The 21,738-nt window shown below is 74.1% G+C and carries 22 protein-coding genes; 10 read left to right on the forward strand and 12 right to left on the reverse strand.

Annotated elements, in window-relative coordinates:
• Positions 1-10: 10 nt before the first annotated feature.
• Positions 11-847, reverse strand: coding sequence for a Nif3-like dinuclear metal center hexameric protein (locus ACZ63H_RS27930; protein ID WP_469869631.1), 837 nt, complete (start codon positions 845-847; stop codon positions 11-13).
• 187 nt (positions 848-1,034) lie between these two features.
• Here ACZ63H_RS27930 and ACZ63H_RS27935 point away from each other — a divergent pair, with 187 nt between their 5' ends.
• Complete coding sequence (locus ACZ63H_RS27935) at positions 1,035-2,450, forward strand: hypothetical protein (RefSeq protein WP_469869633.1); 1,416 nt, start codon at positions 1,035-1,037, stop codon at positions 2,448-2,450.
• Positions 2,451-2,546: 96 nt separating this feature from the next.
• Positions 2,547-2,705: a hypothetical protein gene (locus ACZ63H_RS27940; protein ID WP_469869635.1), complete on the forward strand. Its 159-nt coding sequence runs from the start codon at positions 2,547-2,549 to the stop codon at positions 2,703-2,705.
• A 69-nt stretch (positions 2,706-2,774) separates the two neighbouring features.
• On the opposite strand, the gene ACZ63H_RS27945 is transcribed toward ACZ63H_RS27940, so the two are convergent.
• Positions 2,775-3,632 (reverse strand): MaoC/PaaZ C-terminal domain-containing protein, encoded by an 858-nt coding sequence (locus ACZ63H_RS27945; RefSeq protein WP_469869637.1) that lies wholly within the window; start codon positions 3,630-3,632, stop codon positions 2,775-2,777.
• A gap of 349 nt (positions 3,633-3,981) precedes the next feature.
• On the opposite strand from ACZ63H_RS27945, the gene ACZ63H_RS27950 reads away from it, so the two are divergent.
• Together ACZ63H_RS27950 and ACZ63H_RS27955 are read left to right on the forward strand one after the other, a co-directional pair.
• Positions 3,982-5,427 (forward strand): sensor histidine kinase, encoded by a 1,446-nt coding sequence (locus ACZ63H_RS27950; protein ID WP_469869638.1) that lies wholly within the window; start codon positions 3,982-3,984, stop codon positions 5,425-5,427.
• Positions 5,428-5,475: 48 nt separating this feature from the next.
• Positions 5,476-6,117, forward strand: a complete 642-nt coding sequence (locus tag ACZ63H_RS27955) for a response regulator (protein WP_469869639.1) — start codon at positions 5,476-5,478, stop codon at positions 6,115-6,117.
• Positions 6,118-6,152: 35 nt separating this feature from the next.
• Here the strand turns inward: ACZ63H_RS27955 and ACZ63H_RS27960 are convergent, their stop codons facing one another.
• Complete coding sequence (locus tag ACZ63H_RS27960; RefSeq protein ID WP_469869640.1) at positions 6,153-6,908, reverse strand: gp17 family tail completion protein; 756 nt, start codon at positions 6,906-6,908, stop codon at positions 6,153-6,155.
• 26 nt (positions 6,909-6,934) lie between these two features.
• Positions 6,935-7,474 carry a SigE family RNA polymerase sigma factor gene (locus tag ACZ63H_RS27965; protein ID WP_469869641.1) on the reverse strand — a complete coding sequence of 180 codons (540 nt, stop codon included), beginning with the start codon at positions 7,472-7,474 and terminating at the stop codon, positions 6,935-6,937.
• Positions 7,475-7,796: 322 nt separating this feature from the next.
• On the opposite strand from ACZ63H_RS27965, the gene ACZ63H_RS27970 reads away from it, so the two are divergent.
• The 4 genes from ACZ63H_RS27970 (at position 7,797) to ACZ63H_RS27985 (ending at position 12,312) form a co-directional block, all read left to right on the forward strand.
• Positions 7,797-9,542: an MFS transporter gene (locus ACZ63H_RS27970; protein ID WP_469869643.1), complete on the forward strand. Its 1,746-nt coding sequence runs from the start codon at positions 7,797-7,799 to the stop codon at positions 9,540-9,542.
• 241 nt (positions 9,543-9,783) lie between these two features.
• Positions 9,784-10,437: a class I SAM-dependent methyltransferase gene (locus ACZ63H_RS27975; RefSeq protein WP_469869645.1), complete on the forward strand. Its 654-nt coding sequence runs from the start codon at positions 9,784-9,786 to the stop codon at positions 10,435-10,437.
• A 22-nt stretch (positions 10,438-10,459) separates the two neighbouring features.
• Complete coding sequence (locus tag ACZ63H_RS27980) at positions 10,460-11,395, forward strand: N-acetylmuramoyl-L-alanine amidase (RefSeq protein WP_469869647.1); 936 nt, start codon at positions 10,460-10,462, stop codon at positions 11,393-11,395.
• A gap of 83 nt (positions 11,396-11,478) precedes the next feature.
• The gene (locus ACZ63H_RS27985; protein WP_469869649.1) at positions 11,479-12,312 is read left to right on the forward strand and encodes a DUF5336 domain-containing protein; all 834 of its coding nucleotides are present in this window, start codon (positions 11,479-11,481) and stop codon (positions 12,310-12,312) included.
• 126 nt (positions 12,313-12,438) lie between these two features.
• Here the strand turns inward: ACZ63H_RS27985 and ACZ63H_RS27990 are convergent, their stop codons facing one another.
• Entirely contained in the window at positions 12,439-13,017 is a 579-nt protein-coding gene (locus ACZ63H_RS27990; protein WP_469869651.1) for a hypothetical protein, read from the reverse strand.
• A gap of 171 nt (positions 13,018-13,188) precedes the next feature.
• On the opposite strand from ACZ63H_RS27990, the gene ACZ63H_RS27995 reads away from it, so the two are divergent.
• Positions 13,189-13,482, forward strand: coding sequence for a hypothetical protein (locus tag ACZ63H_RS27995; RefSeq protein WP_467938598.1), 294 nt, complete (start codon positions 13,189-13,191; stop codon positions 13,480-13,482).
• A 40-nt stretch (positions 13,483-13,522) separates the two neighbouring features.
• On the opposite strand, the gene ACZ63H_RS28000 is transcribed toward ACZ63H_RS27995, so the two are convergent.
• From ACZ63H_RS28000 to ACZ63H_RS28010, 3 genes are read right to left on the reverse strand one after another with little or no spacing between them, the layout of a single operon-like run.
• Positions 13,523-14,593, reverse strand: a complete 1,071-nt coding sequence (locus tag ACZ63H_RS28000; RefSeq protein WP_469869653.1) for a prenyltransferase/squalene oxidase repeat-containing protein — start codon at positions 14,591-14,593, stop codon at positions 13,523-13,525.
• A complete protein-coding gene (locus ACZ63H_RS28005; protein ID WP_469869655.1) occupies positions 14,590-15,336 on the reverse strand; it encodes a class I SAM-dependent methyltransferase in 747 nt (248 codons plus the stop codon). Before ACZ63H_RS28005 ends, ACZ63H_RS28000 begins: the two co-directional genes overlap by 4 nt.
• Positions 15,330-16,829 carry a glycosyltransferase family 4 protein gene (locus tag ACZ63H_RS28010; RefSeq protein ID WP_469869657.1) on the reverse strand — a complete coding sequence of 500 codons (1,500 nt, stop codon included), beginning with the start codon at positions 16,827-16,829 and terminating at the stop codon, positions 15,330-15,332. Before ACZ63H_RS28010 ends, ACZ63H_RS28005 begins: the two co-directional genes overlap by 7 nt.
• A gap of 220 nt (positions 16,830-17,049) precedes the next feature.
• On the opposite strand from ACZ63H_RS28010, the gene ACZ63H_RS28015 reads away from it, so the two are divergent.
• Positions 17,050-17,673, forward strand: a complete 624-nt coding sequence (locus ACZ63H_RS28015; RefSeq protein ID WP_469869659.1) for a TetR family transcriptional regulator — start codon at positions 17,050-17,052, stop codon at positions 17,671-17,673.
• 344 nt (positions 17,674-18,017) lie between these two features.
• Here the strand turns inward: ACZ63H_RS28015 and ACZ63H_RS28020 are convergent, their stop codons facing one another.
• From ACZ63H_RS28020 to ACZ63H_RS28035, 4 genes are all read right to left on the reverse strand, one after another.
• Positions 18,018-19,076 (reverse strand): NAD(P)/FAD-dependent oxidoreductase, encoded by a 1,059-nt coding sequence (locus ACZ63H_RS28020; RefSeq protein WP_469869661.1) that lies wholly within the window; start codon positions 19,074-19,076, stop codon positions 18,018-18,020.
• A gap of 149 nt (positions 19,077-19,225) precedes the next feature.
• Positions 19,226-20,446 (reverse strand): MAB_1171c family putative transporter, encoded by a 1,221-nt coding sequence (locus ACZ63H_RS28025; RefSeq protein ID WP_469869663.1) that lies wholly within the window; start codon positions 20,444-20,446, stop codon positions 19,226-19,228.
• Positions 20,446-21,072, reverse strand: coding sequence for a hypothetical protein (locus ACZ63H_RS28030; RefSeq protein ID WP_469869665.1), 627 nt, complete (start codon positions 21,070-21,072; stop codon positions 20,446-20,448). The genes ACZ63H_RS28025 and ACZ63H_RS28030 overlap by 1 nt, the downstream gene beginning before the upstream one ends.
• Positions 21,065-21,658 carry an XRE family transcriptional regulator gene (locus ACZ63H_RS28035; protein WP_469869667.1) on the reverse strand — a complete coding sequence of 198 codons (594 nt, stop codon included), beginning with the start codon at positions 21,656-21,658 and terminating at the stop codon, positions 21,065-21,067. The genes ACZ63H_RS28030 and ACZ63H_RS28035 overlap by 8 nt, the downstream gene beginning before the upstream one ends.
• Positions 21,659-21,738: the final 80 nt, after the last annotated feature.

Genomic DNA, 21,738 nt, shown 5'->3' on the forward strand with positions numbered 1-21,738 from the left:
CTCCCGTGGGCTAGAGGGTGTTGATGGACGCCGCGTGGGCGGTCCAGGGGTCGGTGACCGTCTTGGAGACGTGGACCCGCAGGTCCCAGCCGTTGCGGTCGGAGATCTCGTCGAGCTGGCTCGCGGCCAGCTCGCACCAGGGCCACTCGGTGGCCCAGTGCGCCGCGTCGAGCAGCGCGAGGGGGCTGTGGGCCACCGCCTCGGAGGCGGGGTGGTGGCGCAGGTCGGCGGTCAGGAAGGCGTCGACGCCGGCCGCGCGGACCTGGTCGAAGAGGCTGTCGCCGGAGCCGCCGCTGACGGCGACCGTGCGGACGACGGCCTCGGGGTCGCCGGCCACCCGGATGCCCTGCGCGGTGGCGGGCAGCCGCTCGGCGGCGCGGGCGGCCAGTTCGCGGACGGTGAGCGGGTGGTCCAGCTCGCAGACCCGGCCGAGGCCCCGGCGCCCGTGCGGGTCGGTGGGGTCCGGCACGAGGGGCCGTACCACCCTCAGGTCCAGGGCCGCGGCGAGGGCGTCGGAGACACCGGGGTCGGCGGTGTCGGCGTTGGTGTGGGCGACGTGCAGCGCGATGTCGTTCTTGATCAGCGTGTGCACGACCCGGCCCTTGAAGTGCGTGGCCGCGACCGTGGTCGTTCCGCGCAGATAGAGCGGATGGTGGGTGACCAGCAGGTCGGCGCCGAGCCGCACCGCCTCTTCGACGATCTCCCGCACGGGGTCGACGGCGAACAGCACCCGGGTGACCTCCCGGCCGGGGTCGCCCACCACCGTGCCGACCGCGTCCCAGGACTCGGCCCGCTCGGCGGGCCACAGGTTCTCCAGCGCGGCGATGACTTCAGACAGACGGGGCACGGGCCAAGGCTACCTGGCTGTTCGACGGGGGTGTACCGCATGCGTCCGGTCTGGCCCGGCTCAGCACACCCGTCCCGGTTTCCTCGGGTGAATCGCTTCTGCGCCACCCGTATGTGTGAAGCGGGTCCGGCCGCCTCCCCTGCCCGTGCCTGCGAAAACTAGCGTCGTCGCCGGAGGTGACCGAACGATGACGGCCTGTGCTCTCGAACCCCCGTCCACGGCCGGGGCCGACGGCGTGCCGGAGGCGGGATGCGTGATCACGGCGGACGGCGCGTACGCGGCCCGGCTCGCGCCCGCCGGTGACTGCTGGTTCCCGGAGCGGTGGACCCTGGACGGCCCGGAGCCCTACGCGGTGCCGCTGCCCGGCAACCAGCCCGAGGAGCCCGGCACCGGGGTGCAGCCGATGGGGGACGGCCGGGTGCTGATCCACCGGCCGGCGGCCGGGCGGCACATGTTCGCGCTGCTGTACCCGACCGGGCCCGGCACCGGTGAGCTGCCGCTCGGCGCGGTGGAGTGCCCGGAGCCCGGCACCCGGCTGACCCTGCTGCCGCCGGCGCCGGGGGGCGCCCGGGCGTACGCCCTCGCCAGCGGGCCGCGCTCCAGCGTGGTGTGGCGGGTGGCGGGCGGGGCGTCCGGCCCGGAGCGGCTGGCCGAGCTGCCGGGGCGCTGCTCCGGCGGGGTCTGGCTGGACGGCGCCGGGCGGCTGCTGGCGCTGGACCGGGAGCTGGGCGGGCGCACCAAGACGGTCCTGGTGGACCTGGAGCGGGGGGTGGTCTCGCCGCTGCTGCAGATCACGGACGCCAGCGACGACCGGCTGCTGCTCGCCGACCTCGACAGCGGGCTGCTGCTGATCTCCTCCGACGCGCCCTCGCCCGGGCAGGAACGATTGGGCTGGGGCGTGCTGGGCAGCACCCTGCCGGTGCGGTTCCCCCGGTGCCTGCGGCTGCCGGACTGCGTGGTGACGCCGTTCGCGATCCAGCCCGGGCAGGTGCTGATGCCGGAGAACTGCGCGGTGGGCCTGCGCATCGACGGCGCGCGCGGCACCTGGGTGGGCACCTGGCGGCCGGCCGAGCGCCGGTTGCGGCACCTCCCGGCGCCCGAGGGCTGGCTCGCGGGGGCCGGGGTGTGGACGCGGGAGGGGGTGCTGCGCCTGCCGTACGCGACGAGGACGACACCGTGCGGCGTGTCGGACCTGACCGCTCCCCGGGGGGACGCCGGACCGGCGGCACCCGGCCCGGAGAACACCGCACGGCGACCGGCTCCGGACCCTAGGGCACCTGAGGCCCCCGCGACGCCTGCAACGCCGTCGTCCTCGCGTGCCGTCGCACGGCCGGCGCCCGGGACCGCCGTGCCCGCGGAGCGCGGGGCGGCCGTAGCCGCGGGTCCCCGGGCCGTGCCGTCGGCGTCCGGGGACCCCGTCCGGCCGGAGTCCCGCGGCGCCGTACCGCCGGGCGCCGGCGCGTTCGCCCCGGCCGGGGACCGGGGCTCCGTCCCACCGGAAGTCGCCTTTCCCGACGAGGAGTTGCCGCGGGCCGTCGGGCCGGTGATGATGCGGCCCGTGCCCTTGCGGGAGGCCCCTCTGGGCCGTCTTGTAACGAACTAGTGCCGGTCGGCGTGTGCGCCTGGATTCGGCCCGTGGTGCGCCGGTTAAACTCGCCCGGCTGTACCGAAGATCATGTTGACGGGGTGAATACGTCCGATGAGCGACACCAGCACGACCGAGCAGCTGTCTGCCGGCTCTTCCGAGACCGTCGGCCACGGCCGGCACCGGGGCCCGGTCGCGGCCCAGGAGAGGGAGACCGCTCCGCACGGCCGGCACCGCAAGCCGGTCCAGGAAACGGCCGAGGCGGCTGCCTGACGGCAGTGAAGGGAGGGGGCGTCCGACCGGGCGCCCCCTTTTTCTCTGCCCGCCCGGCGTCCCGGGCCCTCAGGTGTGCTCCACGACGGTGTCGGCGAGGACCGGCGCGTCGTCCCGGTCCACGGCGCCGGCCTCCACCCGGATCCGTCCCTCCTCGCGCCACATGCGGATGCGCAGGGTCTCCCCCGGGAACAGGACCCCGGCGAACCGGCTGTCGTACCCGCGTACGCGGGTCACGTCCCCGTCGAGCAGCGTGTCCACGACCGCCTTGAGAGCCATGCCGTAGGTGCACAGCCCGTGCAGGACGGGCCGGTCGAACCCGGCACGCCTGGCGAAGCCGGGATCGGCGTGCAGCGGGTTCCAGTCGCCGCAGAGGCGGTAGAGCAGGGCCTGGTCCTCGCGGACGGGGCGCTCCACGGTCCGGTCCGGGTCGCCGGCGGGCGGACCGAGCCGGCCGGCGGGGCCCCGGTCGCCGCCCCAGCCGCCCTCCCCGCGGACGAAGATCCGGGCGTCACCGGTCCACAACGGGCCGTCGGCGTCGGCGACCTCGGTGCGCATGACCAGGACGGCCGCCGTGCCCTTGTCGTACACCGCGGCGATCCGGCCGGTGGCGGTGGCGGTGCCCCGTACCGGGACCGGGCGGTGGACCTCGATGCCCTGTCCGCCGTGCAGGACGTGTGCCAGGTCGACGTCGATCCCCGGCATGGACAGCCCGCCGATCACTCCGGGCGGGCCGTTGCCCGCGACGGTGGCGAAGCTCGGCAGGACGTGCAGCCGGGACTCCAGGGTGTAGCGCAGCTCGTCGGGGTCGGTGGCGGGACGCCCGGCACCGATGCCGAGGTGGTAGAGCTGTACGTCCTTGTGGTCCCAGGTGATCTCGCCGGTCCGGGGTTCGGCCGCGAGGGCCCGCGCTGCGTCGATGGGCATGGGACTCCTGAAACGGTGACCCCGACGGGGGCGGAGAACAACGGTGGGGGCGGGGAACAACGGTGGCGGAAGACCCCGGTGCGGCCGTCCGCGCCGTCGGCCGCACCGGGTCGCCGCGAGCCGGTCCGGAACGCGTTCCAGTCCGGCGCCCTCTGTATAACCGAGCGCTCCACGGCTGTGAAGGCTCCCGGCGGGGTGTCGGGGAAGGGCGGTGGACCGTGACATTCGTACTGCCCTTCTCCGTACATCCGCATCTGCCCGAGGCGGTGTCCGGTTCCCTACGTTTGCTCCGTACGCTGTGCGTCCTGTCGCCGCACGGCGAGGACCATGTGACCAGGGGGAGACGGAGATGACGGGGTGCTGCGGGCCGTGGGACCGGTGGCGGGCGGAGCGCGAGCGCTTCCGGGCCGCGCGGCGGGCGCCGCGCGATGCCAGGAAGTCCGGCGTCGGCCATCCGGGGCCGCCGCCCACCGGTTTCTCCCTGTTGCCCTGGCTGCTGCTGGGCATGGGGTCCTTCTCCAATGTGATCCAGGGCGACACGCCGAACCCATGGATCGGCGGCCTGGGCCTGCTGGCCTTCAACTCGCTCTACGTCCACGTCACCTTCCGCGCCTTCGACCGGGCCAGGCGGGAGGCGGTGTCCACCCGGGTGGCGCTGGCGCTGCTCGGCCTGGTCACCACGGGGCTCGCCCTCGGCTACGGCGGCAACTGGCTGATGTTCTTCCCGCTGCTGGGCCTGGCCACCGGCGCGATCCTGCGCGGGCCCTGGCTGGGCCGGGCCGGACTGCTGCTCACGCTGTACGCGGGGGCGATCTCGTGGCTGCGGGCCGGCTGGGACGAGGCCACCGGCATCGCCTACGCCACGTTCCTGTCCAGCATGGTGACCGCCGCGATCCTCGGTCTTTCCGAGGCGGTGCGGGAGCTGCGGGCCGCCCGTGAGGAGCTGGCCCGGCGGGCGGTGGAGAAGGAGCGGCTGCGCTTCTCCCGCGATCTGCACGATCTGCTGGGGCACACCCTCTCCGTGGTCGTGGTGAAGTCGGAGGCGGCCCGGCGGCTGGCCACCCGTGATCTGGACGCGGCGCTGGCGCAGATCTCGGACATCGAGTCGGTGGGCCGGCAGGCGCTCACCGAGATCCGGGAGGCGGTGACCGGCTACCGCGAGGGCAGCCTCGCCACCGAGCTGACCCGGGCCCGGTCGGCGCTGTCCGCGGCGAGTGTGCGGCCGGTGGTCCGCCAGTCCGGGACGCCGCTCGACCCGCAGGCCGAGGCGCTGCTCGGCTGGGTGGTCCGCGAGGCGGTCACCAACGTCGTCCGCCACAGCGACGCCACCCGCTGCGAGATCACCGTGGACTCGGCCGCCGAACGAGTACGGCTGACGGTGACGGACAACGGCACGGGCGCCTCCGGCGGGGGAGGCGGGGGGCTCGACTCCGGGGACGCGGGGTTCACCTCCGCGGGCGTGGGTGCTGCCTCCGGTGCTGGAGGTGGCGGGCCCGCCTCCGGGGGCCTGGCGTTCACCTCCGCGGGCGTGGACCGTGCCCCCGGTGATGAGGGCGCGGGTGCCCCCGGAAGCAGGGGCGCGGGCGCTTTCGAACGTGAGGTTCCGCGTGCGTCCGGGCATGGCGGCGTGGGTGCCTTTCGACGTGGGGGTGTGGGTGGTACCGGACTGGTGGGGCTGACCGAGCGCCTCGCGGCGGCGGGCGGCTCCCTCACGGCCGGTCCCTCGGCCCGCGGCGGGTTCACGGTCACGGCCGTGCTGCCCGTCGGAGCAGACGAGTTGACGCCCACGGGGTGACGCCGGGGGACCGAGGGCAGGTAGCCCGCGCCCCCGTACCCTGGCCCCATGAGTGAGACCCCCGGCGAGCAGCGGCCCGCCCCCCGTGTCCGGGTGTTGCTCGCCGAGGATCAGGGGATGATGCGCGGCGCGCTCGCCCTGTTGCTCGGGATGGAGGAGGACATCGAGGTCGTGGCCCAGCTGGGCTCGGGGAACGGGATCGTGGACGCCGCGCTCGAGCACCGCGCGGACGTGGCCCTGCTGGACATCGAGTTGCCGGGGATGAGCGGCCTGGACGCGGCGGCCGGGCTGCGGACGCGGGCGCCCGGGTGCCGGGTGCTGATCCTGACCACCTTCGGCCGGCCGGGCTATCTGCGCCGGGCCATGGAGGCCGGTGCGGCCGGTTTCCTCGTCAAGGACGGGCCCGTGGAGGAACTGGCCGCGGCGATCCGGCGGGTGCTCGCCGGGGAGACCGTGGTCGATCCGGCGCTGGCCGCCGCCGCGCTCAGTGCCGGGCCGAGTCCGCTGACCCCGCGGGAGTGCGAGGTGCTGAAGGCGTCGGCGGACGGGGCGACCGTCGCCGACATCGCCGCGCGGCTGGCCCTGTCCGAGTCGACCGTCCGCAACTACCTCTCCGCCACGATCGGCAAGACCGGCACCCGCAACCGGGCCGAAGCGGTGCGCGAGGCCCGGCAGCAGGGATGGCTGTGAGGGCGTGAGCGCGGCCCCCGCCGCACCGGCGTCTCCTACTGGATCACCTCCGCCGTCTTGATGCCCTCCCCCTCCGGGGCCAGGCACAGGAACCACCTGCCCGGAGCCCCGGCGGCCTTCACCGGCAGGTCCACGGTGCTCCCGCCCTCCTTCCATGTGCACTTGACCTGCTGTGCGGTCGCGGCGACCCGGCCCACCGCGAGACGGTCGGGGCCCGTGGCGCCCTGCTTCCCCAGCGGCGCCGCGCCGAACGAGACGTCCCGGCCCGCCATGCGGTCCCACTCCTCGAAGGTGTCGAAGACGAGCACCCTGGGGCGGGGGTCGTCGCCGAGGTACAGGCTCGTGTAGTACGACGTCCGGTTGACGAGGCCGGCGGGTCCGGGAGGCAGCACCGCCCCGGCGAACCCGGACCTCCGCATGGCCTCCAGCTGGCCGGCCGCCTCCGCCCGGTCGCGCGGCGCTCCCCATACGGTCAGCTCCACCCGCCAGTCCCTGCCCCGGTCCGTCCCGCTCCCCAACGGGGTGCGCTGCGGCCGGTACACATGGCGTGCCTCCGGGGTCGCCGGACCGGCGGCCACGGGCGTCCGCCGGTCGCCGCCGGGCAGCCCGGTCAGCGCCAGTGTCGCCCCCGTCGAGCCCACCAGCACCAGGGCGGTGGCCGCCGCCACGGCCCAGCGCCGCGCCGTGCGCCGCCGCCGGCCGGCGCGGATGACCGCCTGGACCGGGGCTATACCGATCTCCACCTCGTCCGCCGCGTCGGCGAGCAGGAGGGCGATGTCCGTCTGCGTCATGTCGTGCTTCTCCCGGTCCCCGCTCATCACTTCCGCTTCCCGTGCGTCACCGTCTCGGCCAGTGCCGGTATGGCGCGGAGCTTGGCGATCCCCTTGGCCGCGTTGCTCTTCACCGTGCCGACGGAGCAGCCCATGGCCTCCGCCGCCTGGGTCTCCGTCAGGTCCTCCCAGTAGCGCAGGACCACCGCCTCCCGCTGGCGCGCGGGGAGTTGGGCGAGCGCCTTGAGCAGGGCGCCGCGGTCGTCGGCCTGGGCGATCCGGTCCCCCGTGTCGGCCACCTCGCGCAGCAGACCGGAGTCGTCCTTCGGCGCCAGGAACTCCCGGAGCCTTCTGCGGTGCTTGCGCGCGTGGGCATTGATCATCACCCGCCGTACATACGCCTCCGGGTCGTCGGCGGCACCGACCCGGCGCCATGCCGTATAGACCTGTTCGAGCGTCGACTGGACCAGGTCCTCGGCGGCGTGCTGCTCCCCCGTGAGGAGAAATGCCGTGCGCATCAACCGCGGCCAGCGGCCGACCATGAAGCTCTGGAACTCCTCGTCCCGAGCCTGCTTCCCGTCCCCCATGGGCACCTCCTAGATGCCTAAAGGAGTCCACGGGCCCTCCGGACCGTTGCCCCGCCCCGCGCATCTCGCGGAATCTCCCCAACCCCGCGGCCCCCTCCCCCCCCAGCCCCGCGACCCTCCTCTCCCTCCCCCGCCCCGACCTGCCTCCGGCGCGCGGACCGGAACGCCTTCCAGCGACAACGACCGCGACGGACCCGGGCGTGACGGCGGATCAGAAACCCATGAAACGGTCAAGATTTCGTTAGAGGCCCGAAGCAACGGAATAGTTGCCTGTGCATACGAGGTTTACCCGGCACTTATGACACGTGGAAGGCCTCACTCCATGACAGACACGACGACCGACCAGCCCACCCGGCAAGCGGGCGGCGCGGTGGTCCCGGTGCTCGCGTTCGCGGGCATCGTCGTCGCGGTGATGCAGACGCTGCTCGTGCCGGTCATCAAGGACCTGCCGCAGCTGCTGGACACCGCCCCCAGCAACGCCACCTGGGTCCTCACCTCCACCCTGCTGTCGGGTGCCGTGGCCACCCCGATCATGGGCCGGCTCGGCGACCTCTACGGCAAGCGCCGCATGCTCGTCCTGAGCCTCGCCGTGATGGTGATCGGCGCCCTGGTCAGCGCGTTCACCAGCGAACTGCTCACCATGATCGTCGGCCGTACCCTCCAGGGCTTCGCCATGGGCGCGATCCCGCTGGGCATCGGCCTGATGCGGGACATGCTGCCGCGTGAGCGGCTCGGCTCGGCGATGGCCCTGATGAGCTCCTCGATCGGCGTCGGCGGCGGCCTCGCGCTGCCCGCCGCGGCCCTGGTCGCCCAGCACACCGACTGGCACGCGCTGTTCTACGGCGCCGCCGGCCTCGGCGTGCTCGCCATCGCCCTCACCCTCCTCGTCGTGCCCGAGTCCCCGATGCGCGCACGGGGCTCCTTCGACCTGGTCGGCGCGCTGGGTCTGTCCACCGGTCTGGTGCTGCTCCTGCTGCCGATCACCAAGGGCAGCGACTGGGGCTGGTCCTCGGGCACGACGCTCGGCCTGTTCGCCGCGGCCGTCGTCGTCCTCGTCGTGTGGGGGCTGTTCGAGCTGCGCGTCCAGGCGCCCCTGGTCGACCTGCGCACCACCGCCCGTCCGGCGGTCCTGTTCACCAACCTCGCGTCGATCATGGTCGGCGTGGCGTTCTACGTCGTCTCGCTCGTCCTGCCCCAGTTGCTCCAGCTGCCCACCGCGACCGGGTACGGCCTCGGCCAGTCGATGGTCGTCGCGGGTCTGTGCGTGGCCCCGCTGGGCCTGACCATGATGTTCACCGCGCCGGTGTACGCGCGGCTGTCCGCGCGCTACGGCCCCAAGGTCACCCTGATCACCGGCCTGCTGATCATCGCGATCGGCTACGGCGGCGGGCTCGGCCTGATGGACGCGGCCTGGCAGACGATCGTCACGTCCGTGATCCTCGGCGCGGGCATCGGCCTCGCCTACTCCTCGCTGCCCGCGCTGATCGTGGGCGCGGTCCCGGCGTCCGAGACCGGTGCGGCGAACGGTCTGAACACGCTGATGCGGTCCATCGGCACGTCGGTGTCCAGCGCCGTCGTCGGGATGGTGCTGGCCAACACCGCGAACGACGTGGGCGGGGTCGCGATCCCGACCATGCACGGTTTCCGGGTGTCCTTCCTGATCGCCACCGCCGCGGTGGCCGTCGGCCTGCTGCTGGCGCTCTTCCTGCCGAAGAGCCCCCGGGCGGCGCAGCGGCACACGCAGCTGCGGGCCAGCAGCGAGGAGGACGCCGCGCTGGAGCGGGCCGAGGAGGTGCTGCGGGGCTTCCGGGGGCGCGTGCTGGGGGCCGACGGTGCTCCGGTGGCCCGGGCGAAGGTCACGCTGATCGACCGGCGGGGGCGGCAGGCGGGGGCCACCGTCTCCGACGAGGAGGGGCGGTATGTGCTGGCCGTGCCGGCGCAGGGGGCGTACGTCCTCGCCGCGAAGGCCTCCGGCCATGGGCCGCTCGCCTCTTCCGCCACGCATTCCGGGGAGGAGCGGGCCGTCTCCCTCGATCTCTCGCTGCCTGGCGAGGCCGTGAGCGCCTAGGCCTCGGGGGCTGCGCGGTTCGGCGGCCGCGGGTTCGCGGTGGCCGGTCCGGTCGCGCGGCTCCCCATGCCCCGCGGGCGCCGGTGGCTGCGCCCGTCTGCGGCCGCCGGCCCGCCGCGGCCCCTCGCGCCGTTCCCCGCGCCCCCTTCGCGGGGCGTCGATCGCACCCCCGGTCACCCCTGTGGCCGGGGGTGCGGCAGCATATGCGGGGTTTGGACAGTCGTACGAGCGAAAGGGCGCCATGTCTGCCCCCACCCCCAAGCCCGAGATCATGGACGCGTTCGAGGCGGCCAAGGGGTTCATGCCCGTGGACGAGGGACTGGCGTTGTACGCGGCCGCGGTGGAGGCGGGGCGGCTCGGGCTGCCGCTGCTGGAGGTCGGGACCTACTGCGGGCGCTCCACGATCCTGCTGGCCGACGCCGCCCGGCAGGCCGGGGTGACCGCCCTGACCGTCGACCACCACCGGGGCAGCGAGGAGCAGCAGCCCGGCTGGGACTACCACGACCCGGAGACGGTCGACCCCGAGATCGGGCTGATGGACACGCTGCCGCTGTTCCGCCGGACCCTGCACCGCGCGGGGCTGGAGGAGCACGTGGTCGCCCTCGTCGGCCGCTCCCCGCGGATCGCGGCGCTCTGGAACTCCCCGCTCGGCTTCGTGTTCGTCGACGGCGGCCATACGGACGAACACGCCGCCGCCGACTACGAGGGCTGGGCCCCGCACGTCGCCGAGGGCGGCCTGCTGGTCATCCACGACGTCTTCCCGCACCCCGAGGACGAGTTCACGGGCCAGGCACCCTACCGGGTGTACCTGCGCGCGCTCGGTTCCGGGGCGTTCACCGAGGTCTCGGCCACCGGCTCGCTGCGCGTGCTGCGGCGCACGGGGGCGGGAATCTGAGGCCCCGGTTAGAGTCGCAGACGTGTCGTACACAGGTCCGGAATTCGATGCCCCCCAGCCCCGCCGGCCCCGGCGCCGCCCGCTGACCGTGGCGCTCGCCGCGCTGGTGCCCGGCGCGCTGCTCGGCTGGGCGGTGTACGAGGCGCTGGGCGACGGGGGTCCGGGCGGCGAGGTCCGTACGGTCCCCTCGTCCGCCCCGCGCGCCTCCGCCCCGGCGGCCTCCCGTGGCGACGACGGCAAGGTGACCGGCTCGCCCGCCGCCCGGCCGGGCGGCTCGGCGGCGCTGCGGGGGAAGGTCGTCGTCATCGACCCGGGGCACAACCCGGGCAACTTCCGGCACACGGCCGAGATCGACCGCCAGGTCGACATCGGCACCAACCTCAAGGAGTGCGACACCACCGGGACGTCCACCGACGCCGGTTACACGGAGGCGCGGTTCACCGAGGACCTGGCGCACCGGCTGCGGACTCTGCTGGAGCGGGAGGGCGTGACGGTGAGGCTGACCCGTGACGGCGACAGCCCGGCCTGGGGGCCGTGCGTGGACGAGCGGGCCCGGATCGGGAACGCCGCGCACGCGGACGCGGCGATCTCGCTGCACGCCGACGGCTCCGCCCCCGGCGACCGGGGCTTCCACGTGATCCTGCCGGGGTCCGTGCACGCCGGCGCGGCGGACACCCGTCCCATCGTCGGGCCGTCCCACGAGCTGGGGGTGCGGGTCGCGGGCGACTACCGCCGCGCGACCGGTGAGCCGCCCGCCAACTACGTCGGCGACGGTACCGGTCTGGTCACGCGGACGGACCTGGGTGGTCTCAATCTGTCAACGGTTCCCAAGGTGTTCATCGAATGCGGCAACATGCGCGATGACACGGACGCGAGCCTGCTGACCAGCGGAACGTGGCGGCAGCGGGCGGCGCAAGGGATCTCCGAGGGAATCGTGAGTTTCCTGCGCGATTCGTGACCGGCGGCCGTAACCGGCCGGACAGCCCGATCTTGCGGACTGTAGTGTCTACCGACGACGAGACGACCTACGAAGGACCTGAAGTGAATATCCGCTCCCTCACTAGAGGCGACGGCGTGGTGATCGGAGCAGCGGTGGTGCTCCTCATCGCGTCGTTCCTCGACAACTACTCGTACGACGGACTGCCCGACAGCGTCGACCTGCCGAACCTCTGGGAGAGCGGACCGGTCCTGCTCGGCGTCGTACTGGCGGGCCTCATCGGCGCGGCGCTCATCGTCGTGAGCCGCGGCCTGCCGCAGCCCCGCAAGATCGCGGGTCTGGAACTCGGCGCGTTCGGCGTGGCGTTCGCGGTCTTCGCCGCGTGGAGCGCGCTCGGCAACGTCTTCGACCCGGTCGGCGGTCTGGACAACATCGGCGAGGGCTCCGACCGGTCCCCCGACGCCGGCACGGGGCTGATCCTCGCCCTGATCGCCACCCTGGTGATGGCCGCCGCCGCCATCGCCACCCCGCTCGTCCCCGCCCTCCAGGCCTCCCTGGTCCCGGCCCCGAAGCCGCCCGCCCCGCAGCCCTACGGCGCGCAGCCGCCCGGCGGTTACGGCTACCCGGGCGCCCAGCCGCAGCAGCCGTACGGCGCCCAGCCGCAGCCGGGCCAGCCCTACGCGCCGCAGCCGCAGCCGGCCGCGCAGGCCGCCGCCCCGGCCGCGCAGCCCCCGGCCGCCGACTTCTCCCCCTTCTGGTTCGCGGTGCCGGTGACCCGTCCGCTGTTCGCGGAGGACGGCTCGGGCGGCCAGATCGCCGAACTGGCGCCGGGCACCTGGTACCTGGCCGTCGAGCAGCGCGGTGCCGCGCTGGTCGCGCAGACCCAGGACGGGCGTCGTGGCGTGCTCCAGGACACCTCCGGGATCCAGCGCGGCTGAGCCGGGATCGCCGTCGCGCAACGGCCCCTCGTCCTTCCGGGCGAGGGGCCGTTGCCGTCCGGTCGCCCACCGAACGACATATGACGATGCGTCAGGCGATGTGCGCCCAGCCCACCGACGGCACCGCTAGCCCTTCGACAGCTCGGCGGCCGAGGGCACCTGTTGCTTGACCGGGGCGCCGGCGCTGCTGCCCGCGTCCTTGACCTGGTTGATGATGTCGTCGAACGGACCGGCCGCGCTCTCGTCGCCCTTGCGGAGCTTGCCCGCCAGGCCCTTCAGGCTCTCGATGCCGGCGCCCAGCGGGACGAGGGCCTTGCTGAGGGTCGGGTCGCCCTGGGCGTTCTTCTGGGCGGCCTTGAGCCGGTTGTAGGCGAAGACGCCGGCGACGCCCGCCTTGACCAGGGCCAGCCGGCGGCCCTTGGTGCCCTTCTTGAACTTGCCCGCCTTCCACGGCTTCACGATCCACTGGTAGGTGGCGCCGGCGGCGAGGCCCGCGTTCGCCACGAACCGGGTCTTGGCGAACTTCTGGCGTTCGGCGGACGTGCTGGGGCTGGGGCTGTCGGCGGCGGGCACGGCCTGTGCCCGGGCCGCCGCCGAGGTGTCCTTCGTACTGCTCTGCTGGCCGCTCCCACACGCGGTGGCACCGGCCACCAGGGCGCAGCACAGGGTGAGCGCCACGAACAGGCGCCGTATCGGTACGGGCACGGGGTCCTCCCGACGTCCTCCCCGAGCGGTCTGGTTCCTCCGGCAGGTTCGCCCGGGGCACGGCCGCGCGCCACTCGGGGGACGCCATCCGGGTCATCTCGGGGGCGCCTCGGGGGCTCGCCGGGGTCGTATCCGGGGTTACAGGAGCCGTCCCGCGGCAATCCGCAGAGTATGTCCACTCGATATCGCAACGGTGCGAACCAGGCCGGGACGGTCATCGCGGTCGTCGCCGACGTCGCGGCGCTGATCCTCGGCCTGTGGATCCTGATGTACCTGCTGGACGCGAACCGGGGCAACGACCTGGTCCGGTTCGTGCACGACGCGGCCGCCTGGCTGGCCGGGTGGTCGCACGACCTGTTCACCTTCGACGAGGCCTGGGCCCGCGTGGTCGCCGGGTACGGCCTGGCCGCCGTGGTCTATCTGTTCGTCGGCCACGCGATAGCCCGCCGGATACACCGGTACTGACGGTACCGAGCGGTGTGTCCGGTGCCCGTGCCGGCGCGGGTCAGGCGCAGCAGTCCGGCTCCAGCCCGGCCGGCAGGTGCTCGCCGCCGAAGACCGCGCAGGTGGCCTCGTGGCCGCCCAGCGCGGCCACGGCCAGCAGCAGCGAGCCCGCCGTCCAGGTGGTCAGTTCGCGGGGCCAGATCGCGTCGTCCTCGAAGACGTAGCCCGTCCAGTAGAGGCCGGAGTCCGGGTCGCGCAGGTGCTGGATGGACTGGAGGATCTCCAGGGCCCGGTCGGACTCGCCCACCGCCCACAGGGCGAGCGCGAGTTCGCTGGACTCGCCGCCGGTCACCCAGGGGTTGGGGACCACGCAGCGCACGCCCAGGCCGGGCACGACGAACCGGTCCCAGCCCGCCTCGATCCGGGCCTTGGCCTCCGCTCCGGTCAGGGCGCCGCCGAGGACCGGGTAGTACCAGTCCATCGAGTAGCGGTCCTTGTCCAGGAAGCGTTCGGGGTGGCGGCGGATCGCGTGCCGCAGCGCCCCGGCGGCCAGCTCCCAGTCCGGCTGCGGTTCCTCGCGCTGTTCGGCGATCGCGAGCGCGCAGCGCAGCGCGTGGTGGATGGAGGAGCTGCCGGTGAGCAGGGCGTCGGTGGCGGGCGTGCCGTCGTCCCCGAGGCGCCAGCCGATCTGCCCGCCGGGCTGCTGGAGCCGCAGCACCCACTCGACGGCGGCGTAGACGGCCGGCCACATCCGGTCCAGGAAGGTGTCGTCGCCCGTGGAGAGGTAGTGGTGCCAGACGCCGACGGCTATGTAGGCGACGAAGTTGGACTCGCGGGCGCGGTCGGTGACGTCGTCGTGGGCGCCGTCCGCGTAGGCGGCGTACCAGGAGCCGTCCTCGTTCTGGTGCCGGGCCAGCCAGGCGTAGGCGCGCTCGGCGGCCTCGTGTTCGCCGGCCGCGTCCAGGGCCATGGCGGCCTCGGTGTGGTCCCAGGGGTCGAGGTGGTGGCCGCGGAACCACGGGATCGCGCCGTCCTCGCGCTGCCCGGCGAGGATGCCGGCGACGGTCGCGGCGGCCTGCCCGGCGGTGAGGACCCCGGGCAGGACGAGGTGTTCTGTCCGGGGGGTGGTCACCTGGCGTCCGCCTCTGCGGCGAGCGAGGGGAGGTGCGGCTTGGTCGCGTAGACCACGAAGCTCTTGCCGATCAGCGGGTTGAGCGCCTGTTCGGCGAGGCGGGTGGCGAACGGCTTCTTCATGATGTCCCAGACGAGCAGCTTGTGGTAGGCGCGCACCGGCAGCGCCTTGTCGTTGTCGACGCCGAAGGCGCACTTCAGCCACCAGTAGGGGGCGTGCAGGGCGTGGGCGTGGTGGCTGCCGTAGGGCTTCAGGCCGGCCTCGCGGAGCTTGCCGGTCAGCTCGTCGGCCTTGTAGATGCGGATGTGGCCGCCCTCGACCTCGTGGTAGGCGTCGGACAGGGCCCAGCAGACCTTCTCGGGGCCGTAGCGCGGGACGGTGACGGCGATCCGGCCGCCGGGCCTGAGCACCCGGACCATCTCGGCGAGCACGCCCTTGTCGTCGGGGATGTGCTCCATCACCTCGGAGATGATGACGACGTCGAAGGACTCGTCGGGGAACGGCAGGGCGAGGGCGTCGCCCTCCATGGCGGTGGCGGTGGCGCCCTCGGGGGCCTCACCGGCCTCCTTCATCGCCGCGAACCACTTGGCGACCTCGCGGATCTCCTCGCCGTTCTGGTCCAGGGCCACGACCCGGGCGCCGCGCCGGTAGCACTCGAAGGCGTGCCGGCCGGCCCCGCAGCCGAGGTCCAGGACGCGGTCGCCCGGGGCGAGCGGGAACCGGGAGAAGTCGACGGTCAGCACGTGGCCCTGCTTTCGGAGGAGACGCTGGTGTCACTCGTCGAGGTCGCGGACGCGGCGGTGGGCGGGGCCGCGACGCTCGCCGGGGCCGCGGAGCGGCCGGGTACGGGGGCCGCGGTGGGGGTCGCCCCGCGCGAGCCGGTCCGGGCGTGGGAGAGGCCGCCCGGGGCGGAACCCGTCGAGGGCGTGGTGCGGGCGGCACGGGCGATGGCCTCGCGGTAGTGGGCCACGGTGCCCTCCGCGGCGCGGGCCCAGGTGAAGTTCGCCAGCACCCGTTCGCGGCCCGCCCGGCCGAGCCGCGCGCGCAGGTCGCGGTCGCCGAGCAGCCGGTTCAGCGCGGTGGCCAGCGCGTCCGCGTCGCCGGGCGGTACGGCGAGGCAGGTCTCGCCGTCGCGGCCGGCCACCTCGGGGATCGCGCCGCCGGTGGTGGCGACCAGCGGGGTGCCGGTGGCCATGGCCTCGGCGGCGGGCAGCGAGAAGCCCTCGTAGAGGGAGGGCACGCAGGCCACTTCGGCGGAACGGATCAGGTCGACCAGTTCGGCGTCGGAGATGCCCTTGACGAAGTCGACGGCGCCTTCGAGGCCGTACCGCTCGACCGCCCGGGCGACCGGGCCCTCGGTGGGGCGCTTGCCGACGACGACGAGGTGGGCGCCCGGGTGCTCGGCGCGCACCTTGGCGAGCGCCTCCACGAGGAACACCAGCCCCTTGAGCGGCACGTCCGCGCTGGAGGTGGTGACGATCCGGCCCGGCACCTCGGCGACGGCCGGATTCGGCGCGAACAGATCGGTGTCGGCGCCGATGTGGACGACGTGGACCCGGTCGCGGCGGACCCCGAGGTGGTCCACGATCTCCTGGCGGGAGCTGCCGGAGACGGTGAGGACGGAGGGCAGCCGGCGGGCGACGCGCTTCTGCATCCGGGTGAAGGCGTACCAGCGGCGCACCGAGTAGCGGCGCTGCCAGGTCCGGGCCGCGTCCAGCTCCAGCCGCCGGTCCACGGTGATGGGGTGGTGGACCGTGGTCACGAGGGGGGCGCCGATGTCGCCCAGCAGGCCGTAGCCGAGGGTCTGGTTGTCGTGGACGACGTCGAACTCGCCGCGCCGGGCGCGCAGGTGGTGGCGGGCGCGCAGCGAGAAGGTCAGCGGCTCGGGGAAGCCGCCGGTCCACATGGTGGCGACTTCGAGGGCGTCGATCCAGTCCCGGTACTCGTCCCGCTTCGGGGTGCGGAAGGGGTCGGGCTGGCGGTAGAGGTCGAGGCTCGGCAGCTCGGTGAGGGTGAGGTTCGGGTAGCCCTCGTCCAGCACGGGGTACGGCTGGGAGCCGATGACCTCCACCCGGTGGCCGAGGCGGGCCAGCTCGCGCGAGAGGTGCCGGACGTAGACGCCCTGCCCGCCGCAGAACGGGTTCCCCTTGTAGGTGAGGAGGGCGATGTCGAGCGGTCGCTCGCCGTCAGCTGCGGGGTCCCGATCGGCACCCGCTTCCCGGGCCTCAGCGGTCACTCCGTGCCCCCTTCTGCCTGCACTGTCCCGCGAGACTACGACGGGACGCTAATCTAGAACAAGTTTCAGACTTGATCGTTCAAGAGGCTCCGAATCTACCGGCAGGTAGGGGCGCTGTGAGCAGGGGATCAGGTGATTCGCGCCACGGCGCGCGGCCCTGTCACGCCGTCCGATCACGAGCCCTGCCGACCCCCTCACCGACTGTCACGGAACGGGACCCATGCCTGCGGAAGCCAGCACCTCGCGCCCGGCCGCGCCGCCCCTCACCGCGCGGCAGGAGGCCCGCCGCCGCAGCATCCTGCAGGCCAGCGCGCGGCTCGCGAGCCGGGGCGGGTTCGACGCCGTGCAGATGCGCGAGGTGGCCGAGTCCTCGCGGGTGGCCCTGGGCACGCTGTACCGCTACTTCCCGTCCAAGGTGCACCTGCTGGTCGCCACCATGCACGACCAGCTGGAGCGCATGCACGCCACCCTGCGCGAGAGGCCCCCGGCGGGCGACTCGGGGGCCGAGCGGGTCGCGGAGACCCTGATGCGCGCCTTCCGCGCCCTCCAGCGGGAGCCGCACCTGGCCGACGCGATGGTCCGGGCGCTGACCTTCGCCGACCGCAGCGTCTCGTCCGAGGTCGACCAGGTCTCCCGGCAGACGACCGCGATCATCCTGGACGCGATGGGCCTGGAGCATCCGACGCCGGAGCAGTCGTCCGCGGTGCGGGTCATCGAGCACACCTGGCACTCGGCGCTGATCACCTGGCTGTCCGGTCGCGCCTCCATCGCCCAGGTGAGGATCGACATCGAGACGGTGTGCCGCCTGATCGACCTGACCGACCCGGCCGCCGCGCGGCCCTGAGGGCCGGCGCCGCGGGCGCGAAGAGAGCCCGCGCGGAAAGACCGGCCGGCACGAAGGAAGCCGACCGGCGCGAAACGGCCGGTCGGCACGGGAAAGACCTACGAGACGGGTTCCCTTCGCCGGTATGACCCGGATCAGGTGATGGGGGTCGTCGTCCGGCATCGCTGCCTTCCGACCTCTCAGCCCTACCGTCGCCGTCGGCCCGGGCGGATGCTCTTCGCGTCTCGCCTGAGTCGGCTACTCCGGTCGGACTCCCTCACTCGCCTCGTAGGCTCATTTCAGGATATACCGGATGGTCGCGACAGAACCGCCCAGTTCCGACCATTTGCCGACGTGCGCGGGCCTCAGGCGCTGACCGCCTTGCGAGTGATGTAGCGGGTGCCGGTGAGGACCATCCGCTTGAACGCCACCGCGGCGAACCCCTTGAGGTGGCTGTCCTTGAGGCTGTCGTCGGGGTGGGTGAACTGGGCCACCGCGTCCTTGCGCCCGAGGCTGACGCACCGGGCCGCGTAGCGCAGCTCGTACGCCTCCGGCTCGCGGCCCCCGGCGATGCGGGCGAGGGCGTCGACGGCGGCCTGGGCCTGCGGGGCTGCGGTCTGGCAGCCGAACCGGGCGCCGGCCACGCCCGCGCAGTCGCCCACGGCGAAGATCCGCGGGTCGGTGACGCTGCGCAGGCAGGCGTCCACGGCGACCCGGCCGTCCGCGTCGACCTCCAGGCCGCTGCGCGCGGCAAGGTCGGGCACGCCCGCCACGATCCCCCACAGGGTCAGGTCGGAGTCCAGCTCCCGCCCCGATTCGAGCCGCACGACGCCCGCGGCGGCCTCCGTCACGGCGTCGGCCACGGTCTCCACCCGGAGCCGGTCCAGCGCGGCCAGCGCCCGCTGCCGCGCCCCGCCCGACAGGCAGTCGGCGACCGCCGGGGCGACGAGCCGGACGCGCAGGTCGGGCCGGGCCTCGGCGACCTCGGTCGCGGTCTCCACCCCCGTCGCCCCGCCGCCGACGACCGTCACGGTGCTCCCGCCGGGCAGCGCGGCGAGCCGGGCCCGCGCCTGCTGCGCGCCCTCCCAGGTGCCGACCGGGACCGTGCCCGGCAGGGCCCGGACCGTGCTGCCGACGGCCAGGAAGAGGTGGTCGAACGCGAGGCTCTCGCCGTCGTCCAGGACCACCGTGCCGTCGCCGATCTTCTCCACGCTGCCGATCCGCACGGCGATGCCGGGCCGCAGCATCGCGGTGAGCGGCGTCGCCGCCGAGCCCGTCCCGGCGACCTGCTGGTGCAGCCGGATGCGCTCGACGAACTCGGGACGCGCGTTGACCACCGTGACCTCGGCGCCCTTCACCTTCTTGGCCACCCGGTTCGCCGCGAACGCGCCCGCGTACCCGGCACCCACCACCACAACCTTCATCTCGGGCCTCCCATCGGAGCAGTCGGTCACTCCCGAGACGAGGCGGGCCGGTCCTCCCGTGACACGACACCGGTGTGAACCACGCCACAGCGGCCGTCCGGCCGGCTCCTTCGGCGGGATCCTCGCGGCACCTCGCGTGTTCCGCCCCGTCAGGCGGGGGCGCCCAGGTCCCGCGCGCCGAGGCCCTCGGCGGCGAGGGCCTGCCGGTGGAACCTCTCGATCGCCGCCTCGTGGTTGCGCAGGGCGTGCGAGACGTTCTCCAGTTCGCTGTCGGGGACGCAGGGGAACCCGGTGCTGCCGTCCTCCGGGCGGGCCCGGTCGTCGGGCGCGTGCAGCGCCGCCGCGGCGAACCGGAGGTCCACCGCCCCGGCGATGCCCCGCGCGACGGGCTCCGGGTAGCCCGCCGCGGTCGCCGCCCGCCGTACCCGCTCCCGCCGGGACGTGCTCAGGTACGGGCCCAGCTTGAGCAGGCCGTCGTTGATGGCGGCCCGGCGCAGCTCCAGGCGCAGGGCGGCGCCGCTGACCCGGCCGACGGCGGGCGCGGCGGGCGGGGCGATGGTCAGCATGGCCTGCCACAGCGGTTTCAGGCGCCGGTGGTCGCGGACCAGCCGGCGCCGCTCCGCCAGCAGCGGACCGGCCTGTCCGACGATGAAGGCCACGGCCACCAGGGCCGCCTCGGCGATGGCGAACGGCGGGGCCGCGTAGGTCGACAGCCAGTCCCAGTCCCGGCCGCTCCACCGGCCGGCGACGGCCGTGAGCTTGGCGGCGTCGAAGAGGAGCCCGAGGGCGTAGGCCTCCTGGAGGAAGATCACCGCCCGGCGCAGCCAGGCGTCCTCGACCTCCCGGTACCAGGCGCGCAGCAGGCGGGCGGCGACCAGCGCGGAAGCGGTGTGGGCGACGACGTAGAGCAGGATGAACTCGCGCATCCACGGCGTGCCGGCGTAGTAGGTGTCGAGGTCGCGCAGCCGTTCCACGTCGTGGTCGGCGAGCAGGAACGTCGTGCACAGCCCGGCGACGACGGCGGCGTACGCCACCCCGACCTGGCGGGTGCGGCGGCGGCGCGCGGCGGACGGCGGTTCCCGCCAGGTGATGATGAGCCACAGGCAGGCGCCGGAGTAGGCGGTGGCGAGGGAACACACCCACAGGGCGGCGAAGTTGGTGACGCCGGTGAGGACGTTGATGCGGTGCAGGTTGGCCGGCGGCAGCGAGACGAAGACGAGGGTGCCGATGCCGAGCAGCACGGCGGTGGCCCGCAGGATCGGGTCCTGCCAGGCGCGCCGCAGCAGCGGCAGTTTGATGACGAAGGCGATGGCGAACAGGGCGGCCGGGACGGCGTAGGAGACCCAGGAGCCGGAGATGTCCCAGCGCATCAGGGGCCGCCGATGTTGCCGAGCGAGGAGGACAGCCGGTCGGTGAGGGTGTCCTGGGTCATCCGGCCGGCCGCGCCCGGCCCGACGACCTTGGAGAACTTCGCCGCGAGGCGCAGCCCCCACTCCTCGGCCTCCCACTCGGCCTCGGCCGCCTCGGCGGCGGGCGACCGGGTGGCCATGGCGACCACCCGGTCCCAGGGGATGTCGTCCTCGGCGCGGGAGAGCAGCCGGCGGGCGGCGGCGGGCAGTCCGGTGGCGTAGTGCACGTCGAGGGTGCCGTGGTGGATGTGGCCGATCTCGTGCCCGGCGATGACGAACTTGTGGGGGTCGGGGGCGCGTTCCTCGACGACGACGATGTAGTCCTCCTCGCGGGCGAGGGTGATCCCGGAGATGTCCAGGCCCTGCGGGAAGGCGACGAAGCGCAGCTTGACCGGGCGGTCCAGGCGGGGGCCGAGGGTGGCGCACAGCGCGTGCAGGAACGCCTCGGGGGTGGTCGGCGGGGTGAGGGTGCGGACCGTCTCGCGCACGAGCCGGTCGAGGAAGCGCTTCGGCGAGCCGGGGCGCGGGGACGCCGCCGGCCGCGGGATCCGCGCCCGCCACGGGGTCTTGGCGGACTGCTCAGGCACGCCCGGTGTCCCCCGCCTTCTCCGAGGCGATGATCATCTCGGCCAGGTCGGCCAGGGTGGCGAGCTGCCGGGCGTTCATCTGCGGGGCCCGGGCGGCGAGCCGGATCAGGCCGCTCTCGCGCAGCCGCAGCAGCGGGTCGGCCTCGGCCTCCAGGCTCTGCAGCACCGGTTGCAGCGCCTCGCACAGCGCCTCCGGTTCGTCGGCGGTGAAGAAGCCGGCGGGCAGGCCGAAGAAGCGGCGCAGCCGGTCGGCGTGTTCCAGGCTGGGCATGCCGCTCTTGCGCCACTCGCTCAGCCACTGCCTGCTGGTCCCGGCGATCCGGGCCAGTTCGTCCAGGGAGTACCGCTTGCCGTCCGGGCGGCGCCGGGTCTCCCGGATGAAGTCCAGCCGCTGGCGCACCCGGTGGGCGAGGCAGGTCTCGCCGGCCCGGCCGCCGGAGAGCAGGTCGACGACGACGCCCACGGGGATGCCGGTGCGGTAGGAGAGTCCGGCCACGTCCAGGGCCTCCGGCAGCCGGCCGGGCCGTCCGGTCAGCTCGCCGAGCCGGTCCAGCACTTCGGCCAGTGCGGCATAGGCGTCACTCACCGAGTCCCCCCTGCGTGTCTTTCCGTTCGCCGGCTGGGCGCGAGGCTACTAGGTTGCCCCCTCGGCGACCAGATCTGACA

The sequence above is a fragment of the Streptomyces sp. NPDC104831 genome, assembly GCF_055583025.1.

Excerpts from the sequence above, each read along its gene's own strand:
- ACZ63H_RS27935 (WP_469869633.1), top strand. The coding sequence starts at position 1,035 with ATGACGGCCTGTGCTCTCGAACCCCCGTCCACGGCCGGGGCCGACGGC.
- ACZ63H_RS28015 (WP_469869659.1), top strand. The coding sequence starts at position 17,050 with ATGCCTGCGGAAGCCAGCACCTCGCGCCCGGCCGCGCCGCCCCTCACC.
- ACZ63H_RS27960 (WP_469869640.1), bottom strand. The coding sequence starts at position 6,908 with ATGACGCAGACGGACATCGCCCTCCTGCTCGCCGACGCGGCGGACGAG.
- ACZ63H_RS27955 (WP_469869639.1), top strand. The coding sequence starts at position 5,476 with ATGAGTGAGACCCCCGGCGAGCAGCGGCCCGCCCCCCGTGTCCGGGTG.
- ACZ63H_RS27945 (WP_469869637.1), bottom strand. The coding sequence starts at position 3,632 with ATGCCCATCGACGCAGCGCGGGCCCTCGCGGCCGAACCCCGGACCGGC.
- ACZ63H_RS28025 (WP_469869663.1), bottom strand. The coding sequence starts at position 20,446 with ATGCGCTGGGACATCTCCGGCTCCTGGGTCTCCTACGCCGTCCCGGCC.
- ACZ63H_RS27995 (WP_467938598.1), top strand. The coding sequence starts at position 13,189 with ATGTCCACTCGATATCGCAACGGTGCGAACCAGGCCGGGACGGTCATC.
- ACZ63H_RS27975 (WP_469869645.1), top strand. The coding sequence starts at position 9,784 with ATGTCTGCCCCCACCCCCAAGCCCGAGATCATGGACGCGTTCGAGGCG.
- ACZ63H_RS28020 (WP_469869661.1), bottom strand. The coding sequence starts at position 19,076 with ATGAAGGTTGTGGTGGTGGGTGCCGGGTACGCGGGCGCGTTCGCGGCG.
- ACZ63H_RS27965 (WP_469869641.1), bottom strand. The coding sequence starts at position 7,474 with ATGGGGGACGGGAAGCAGGCTCGGGACGAGGAGTTCCAGAGCTTCATG.
- ACZ63H_RS27970 (WP_469869643.1), top strand. The coding sequence starts at position 7,797 with ATGACAGACACGACGACCGACCAGCCCACCCGGCAAGCGGGCGGCGCG.
- ACZ63H_RS27950 (WP_469869638.1), top strand. The coding sequence starts at position 3,982 with ATGACGGGGTGCTGCGGGCCGTGGGACCGGTGGCGGGCGGAGCGCGAG.
- ACZ63H_RS27940 (WP_469869635.1), top strand. The coding sequence starts at position 2,547 with ATGAGCGACACCAGCACGACCGAGCAGCTGTCTGCCGGCTCTTCCGAG.